Here is a 6159-nt window from a genome sequence, read left to right as displayed (position 1 = left end):
TCAGGCACTAACTTCTTCTGATATGGTCTTGGAATTCTTACAGGCCAGTATTGCAGCATTGTAACGTTCTTAGGGCCTTTGTCAGTTTTAATTACTGCAACTGTATCTTCAACAGCGAACTTACCCTCTGTAATTTTTTCTATTTTACCTTCCCTTCCTGAAGGCACCATTATTTTGTGGATAACTGTGTTTGTTTCCTGAACTGTTCCAATTGCATCTCCGTAACGCACAGTGTCCCCTTTTTTTGCAGACGGCACAAAATGCCATTTTTTATTGCGGTCAATTCCCGGGGCAGAAACACCTCTGGTAATGTATTCCCCCGTTTTCTCCATCAGTATATCCAAAGGACGTTGGATACCGTCATATATTGATTCTATTAATCCAGGTCCCAATTCTACACTTAGAGGTCTGCCTGTTGATATAACGGGTTCATCAGGACCAATTCCTGCTGTTTCTTCATATACCTGAATAGAGGCTACATCGCCTCTTAATTCTATTATCTCTCCAATGAGCTTTTTATCCCCTACTTTTACCAAATCAAACATTCTTGCGTCTTGCATGCAGTCTGCTAAGACCAGAGGTCCTGAAACTTTTATTATCTTGCCGTTCATATAATATCCATTCCTATTGCTTCTTTTACAGTATCTTTAATTATTGCTGCTGCCAATCCCTTTGACCCTTTATGGTCAGGGATAACGGTAATACTGGTTTGAGTCTTTATGCTTATCTCAGAAATTACATGTCTGATTTGACTTGCCAAATCTTCTGTAATTAAAACAACATCAGTGTTTAGAGAAACTAGCTCATTAAGTTTTAACACTGCATCTTCTGGGTTATCTATTGGAAAGGCACTTATGCCAAATGCAGAGAATACAGAAACTGTATCTGATTTACCAATTACTGCAATGCTAGGCATATGCGCACCCCAAATTTTGGCTGATTTGTTCAGATGAAAGCCCATTATTTTTTCCGATTAAAATAGCTCTCAGATTTTTAAGCTCGATTTCTTTAATTATCAGGTATCGTATGAGGGCTGACACACTAGCAACCAAGAATTTTACAATATCCACAAACTCAACTAAAAAGTCGTTGCATAACTGCTCAAATTTCCAGAAAGAATTATATCTTTCGAAATATTCAACTCCTGGTTTAATAATTTTATTATAATCTGAGAACTGAAAGGATTTTACTATTCCTTCTAATTCCATGTTGTAGGAGTTTGACATGACAGATTTGTCAATAAAACCTCCTTCTGCAATGTATTTCCTAACTCTCTCTGAATCATAGCCCATAACTTTGGTTCTAAGGATCACCTTGATGTTATATATATCAATTAATACGGAGAACAAGTCCCTCAGGAATATTTGCCCACTATCTTTCATGTAACAAAATCCTGTTTCCAGCCATAGTTTATCTAAGAGAATTTCTGCGTCCTGAAGGTTTCCCTGCTGTACTTCCTCGAGCCATATTGTTCTTATTTTGTCTCTGAGAGATTCCGGGAATACAGAAAAGATTTCTTCTTTTATTGAATCCTCAAGATTCTCAGTGTCTATTACACTCCTATAGAGCAAAGCATGATTAACATCCTCAGAATTTTTTCCGGCCTTTATCAGGAGTTTCAGGTTTTGCATATCATACCTGAATAGATATAAATTGGTTACTTCATCATCATGAGACAGTTTTTTTATCTCACCTATAGTGTTTGACATTTCGTCAAATATTAGATTTTCTAAATCTTCAGGCTTTTCTACAGAGGATATATTATCTGAATAATTTCTCTCGCTTAATATGGAAACCAGTTCCCCAAAGCCATTACATTCGATGAGTTGGGTAAGAGTTGCCTTATTAATGAGTTTTCTCTCGTAGACCCTTAGCTTGCCTACAGCAAACAAATATTCGGGATTATATTCTACGTATGAGGCTTTATCAATAAACATTATACCTGCTGTCCAAAGAGAACGTTGTTTATTTTTATTAGTAATTTATGCCTTAGTATCTTAATTAATTGTTCTAAGGATGCGTTGATCTCTTGTTTCTCTTTTATCAAGATGAAACCAGCCTTAATGGGTCTTGAAGCATTTGAAATACAAATCCTTCCCTTTTTTCCTCCTGAAACCAGTTTCTTATTTATTCGATTTATAAAATCACTATTGAATTTTTCTCTGTGCAGGTCTCCAAATATTATCTTTTCATCTCCGATTTCTGTAAGTTTCAGCAACTTCAGCTCCATTAATTTTAAATAATCTGATGGAGGCAAATTAAGGGTCTTACCGTATGCTTTTTCGAAACATAATGAGATTATGTCCTGCCTAACTTTCAATGACTTAATCCTGCACTCAAGATTCGCAGAAACAACAGCCTTATTCATGTTTTTTTCTGCCTGCTCTTTTGCATGCTTCAGAATACCTTCTCTCTCTTTTTTAGCCTGATTTTTTGCTTGTTCCTGTATCTGTTTAATCTCCAGGGCTGCTCTGTCTCTTAGCACCTTGCACTCCCCTTCAGCGTCAGCTTCTATTTTTTTTATAATATTTTCAATGGACATAATAGTCTAATTCATAACTAAAAATTTAAAATTAAGAATTTTTATAGTTGTATTCCTCTAAGAATCAGGAAAGATGCAAGTAATCCGAAGATAGCGTATGTCTCAACCAGCGCAGAAAATATTACTGCTTTCATAAAGTCCTTCGGCTGTTTTGCCACAACTCCGCAGCCGGCAGCGCCCACCTTACCCTGATGAATACCTGAAAAGTAACCTGTTATTGCCATTGGCAGACATGCGCCAAGTATCTGCAAACCTTGCTGAAGAGACACTGATGGAATCGTCCCTGTAACTAATCCCAGCTTCTGCATAACCAAAAATCCTATAACAAATCCATATATTCCCTGTGTTCCCGGTAAGGCTACCAGAATGAGCAGGTTGCCAAATTTTTCAGGTTCTTCACTTAATACTCCTGCTGCTGATTGTCCCACATTACCAATCCCAATACTTGATCCTGCTCCTGCAAAGCCAACAGCTAATGCAGCTCCCAGTATTGCTATATACAACCCTACGTATACTTCCATTCTTTAATCTCCTTTTCTGTTTATTTAATTATTGTATATTTTGTGTTTTTTGTAAGAGGGTCAAATTGCTCGCCTCCTGAAGCAAAGAAATATGGAAAGAATTCAACATACTGCAGCCTGCTTGAATGAACATACGCACCGAGTGAATTAACTAGAAAATTCAACGAATGCAGCATAAAAAGCACAATAATAGCCAAAAGTATGTTTACTCCTGGAATAGAAATCCCCAAAGCAATTCCCGCTAACTTGTTTGCAACCAGAGCAATAACTGCGGTAGATAATCCCAGAGCCATCAATCTTGAATACGAAAGTATATTTCCAACAATGTCTTTGCCCAGCCATAGACAGCCTATTATTGTTCCGGAAAGAACTCTCATAATTGGATTTTTTTGATCTCTTCCAAAGAAGAGAATTATAACTGCAGCTCCTGCTAAAGCTGTCCATTTAGAGACTGTAATAATTTGCTGAGAAGTCCCCATGCTCTTACCCATTGTTAGTAATAGAAGTGATGGCATAATAATAAGCCATGGTATCTGATCAAATATTGCTCCAGCAAAATCTCCGCTTTTAACACAATTATATGCTTTAATTAATATTCCCCAGTATAGTTGAATAAAACCCAAGGCTAAGGCTATCATAAAAAACTGCATTGAATCTTTTAAAGGATTAAATATGACGGTCTTTTGCAAAAATATCGGAAGTTTCTCTGCATCTATACCAAACCAGCCCCCTGTAAATACTCCGCAGATAATTGTTGATATTCCGACATATAATATAAGCTTGAAAAATCTTTTAATACCTGGCGTATAGGCTATTGTTGATAAGCCTAAAATAGCAATAGTGCTTAAGATAAGACCATACCCAGCATCTGTAAGACATAATCCAAAAAATAAGAAGAAGAATGGAGCCATAAAAGGGGTAGGATCCAGAGATGTATTTGCTGGAGTTCCATATAAATCAGTTACCGTCTCAAATGGCTTAAATATAGGCTTGTTTTCAAGATATATAGGTGCTTTCTCTCCTTTAGCAGGGACCACTTTAATTACGCTGGATTCTGGAAATCTTGCTGAAATTTGTTTTTCAAATTTTTTAACATCGTCTTTTTTTAGCCAGCCTCCGAGCAAGAAGGTTTCATTTGATTCTAAAAATTTATTCTGCAGGGACGTTCTATGGTTTAAGCTTAGAAAATAATCATAGGCAACCTTTAGTTTGCCTGAATGAGGCGTAAGTTCAGAGACGTCTTCCCTAAGGGTTTTATGTTTTAGCTTGAGTCTTTCCAACTCTATGGATATTCTCTCAAGATTTGAATCTACTGTTCCTTTAAGATTGAATAAATCTACTCTTTCAACGCCCAATTTCTTGCATTCGCTAAGTATTTCTTTTTCTTGATCGCGAAAATATATGGCTACAATATTCTCTGTTTCCTGATAGCTTGAGGCTTTTTCACAGTGTAAAAGAGGGAATTTTTTACTCATATGGGTTTTAAAATAAGCAAATTTGCCAGTAGTTTCGGTTAAAAATGCATACTTAATAGTCTCCGTTATATTGAATGTGTCCAAAGAGAGGCTGAGGGGTTTCCACGGGATGAGCTGATTATACTGAGCATGAAGCACCCCAATTTCTCTTTCTGTTTTATGCAATTCCTGCTGAATGAGCGTACAAGTTTTATGTATCTCTCTATAATCAAATCCTAGAACTGTTTTTTTAAATTCGTCAGCTGATAGCAGGATTTTGCTGCCCATTAAACTGGAGATAAAACCTGTTTTTTGCCCAAAATGCGACAAAAAGTCTATAGTGGATTGAAGTTCAGAAAGCTCTTTTTTGAATTGATCCAGGTTTGTCTGAACTGGCTTTAGAAAGTCTTTATGTTTTTTAGCTTGTGCTTGCCCAATATGATTAATCTGGATGATATTGAGTGATTCCAAGAAAGAGACAACATCCGGACATTGAGATTTAACCCCAATTATATTGACCTTTTGCATTTGAGAGATAGCCATTAATGCCTTAGCTCCTCTAGAATAATTTTTATGGCGCTCTCTTGTTTGAGTTTAGCCTTTTGCTCAAGTGCAGATAGATATCTGCCATTATTTTCGCGTATTTTTTTGACTTGCGCTTTAGCCTGCATATCAGCTTTTGCCAGTATCTTTTTTGCTTCTTGCCTTGCGTTTGCAACAGCCTTTTCAATATAAGATGCTGCATCCTTTTGGGCATTTTTTAGCTTTGTACTTGTTTGTTGTTTTTCTCTTTCTACAAGCTTTGATGCTTTTTGCTCAGCTTGTTTTATCTTCTCTATTACTTCTTCTATCAAAACTATCTCCCATTACATATAAGACGTACACTGGCGCTATGTTAGCATAAATATTGTGAGAGGGTCAAGCGCATTTAGACAAAAGAATAGGGCCCATAAAATCCAGAACATTTTACCTGAAAATATAAGCCCTATTAGAGAAAGCTATTTCTTCTTTTTTAGTTTAACCTTGCCTGCTGCCTTTTTAGTCTTAGCTGCTATCTTATTCATGAATGTTTCTGGCCCTTCGCTAGCAAGTTCCTTCAGCAGTTTTCCTCTTTTATCCAAAGATCCTGCAGTAGTTTTAACCTTCGTGCACCCCTTTATTGCATTTTCGCATTTGGTTATGCATGCTTTAGCGTCAGCTATTACAGCTTCATCTTTATCAATTTCAGCGATAGCTATCTTCTTTTTGCATTCCTTAATACATGCTTTAGCCTCGTCTATAATGGGCTTAACCTCTGAGGTCATCTCGCCGCTCAGATCTTCCATAGACACGCCGCAGGATGTTAGACTCTTACAGCAGTCATCCAATATCTTGTCGCCTTTAGCTTCCAATTCTCCAGCAAAGACCACTGATGTAGATATCATAAGACCAATAGCTAATACAATTATAAGAACTTTACTTGTTAACTTCATATGTTTCACCTCCCTTCTTTAATAATTTTATTAGTCTCCTGTAAAATTCACAACTCACTGTTACACAGGAAGTTGCAAACATTAATTTCTTGACTTTCCCCTCCAGCCTTGATATAATGTAACTGCTTCTCAAATAATAAGTTACAACAAAAACCGAAAGGAAAAGTCAT

Annotated in this window: 8 protein-coding genes; all 8 read right to left on the bottom strand. The window is 36.7% G+C overall.

Annotated features, from left to right (window positions below; genetic code table 11):
* On the bottom strand, nucleotides 1–611 hold a 611-nt coding region (locus KKC91_07980; GenBank protein MBU0478490.1), incomplete at its 3' end, for a V-type ATP synthase subunit A.
* A complete protein-coding gene (locus KKC91_07975) occupies nucleotides 608–916 on the bottom strand; it encodes a hypothetical protein (protein ID MBU0478489.1) in 309 nt (102 codons plus the stop codon). The genes KKC91_07980 and KKC91_07975, both read right to left, overlap by 4 nt.
* Complete coding sequence (locus KKC91_07970; GenBank protein ID MBU0478488.1) at nucleotides 909–1937, bottom strand: V-type ATPase subunit; 1029 nt, start codon at nucleotides 1935–1937, stop codon at nucleotides 909–911. Before KKC91_07970 ends, KKC91_07975 begins: the two co-directional genes overlap by 8 nt.
* Nucleotides 1937–2542 (bottom strand): hypothetical protein, encoded by a 606-nt coding sequence (locus KKC91_07965; protein MBU0478487.1) that lies wholly within the window; start codon nucleotides 2540–2542, stop codon nucleotides 1937–1939. Before KKC91_07965 ends, KKC91_07970 begins: the two co-directional genes overlap by 1 nt.
* Before the next feature lie 41 nt (nucleotides 2543–2583).
* Nucleotides 2584–3063 (bottom strand): V-type ATP synthase subunit K, encoded by a 480-nt coding sequence (locus tag KKC91_07960; protein MBU0478486.1) that lies wholly within the window; start codon nucleotides 3061–3063, stop codon nucleotides 2584–2586.
* Nucleotides 3064–3083: 20 nt separating this feature from the next.
* The gene (locus KKC91_07955; GenBank protein MBU0478485.1) at nucleotides 3084–5060 is read right to left on the bottom strand and encodes a hypothetical protein; all 1977 of its coding nucleotides are present in this window, start codon (nucleotides 5058–5060) and stop codon (nucleotides 3084–3086) included.
* Nucleotides 5060–5371, bottom strand: coding sequence for a hypothetical protein (locus tag KKC91_07950; protein MBU0478484.1), 312 nt, complete (start codon nucleotides 5369–5371; stop codon nucleotides 5060–5062). The genes KKC91_07955 and KKC91_07950 overlap by 1 nt, the downstream gene beginning before the upstream one ends.
* A gap of 144 nt (nucleotides 5372–5515) precedes the next feature.
* Entirely contained in the window at nucleotides 5516–5989 is a 474-nt protein-coding gene (locus KKC91_07945) for a hypothetical protein (GenBank protein MBU0478483.1), read from the bottom strand.
* Between the last annotated feature and the right edge of the window lie 170 nt (nucleotides 5990–6159).

The sequence above is a fragment of the bacterium genome, assembly GCA_018812485.1.
Lineage (GTDB): Bacteria > JAHJDO01 > JAHJDO01 > JAHJDO01 > JAHJDO01 > JAHJDO01.
This window is presented reverse-complemented; position numbering and strand designations above follow the sequence as displayed.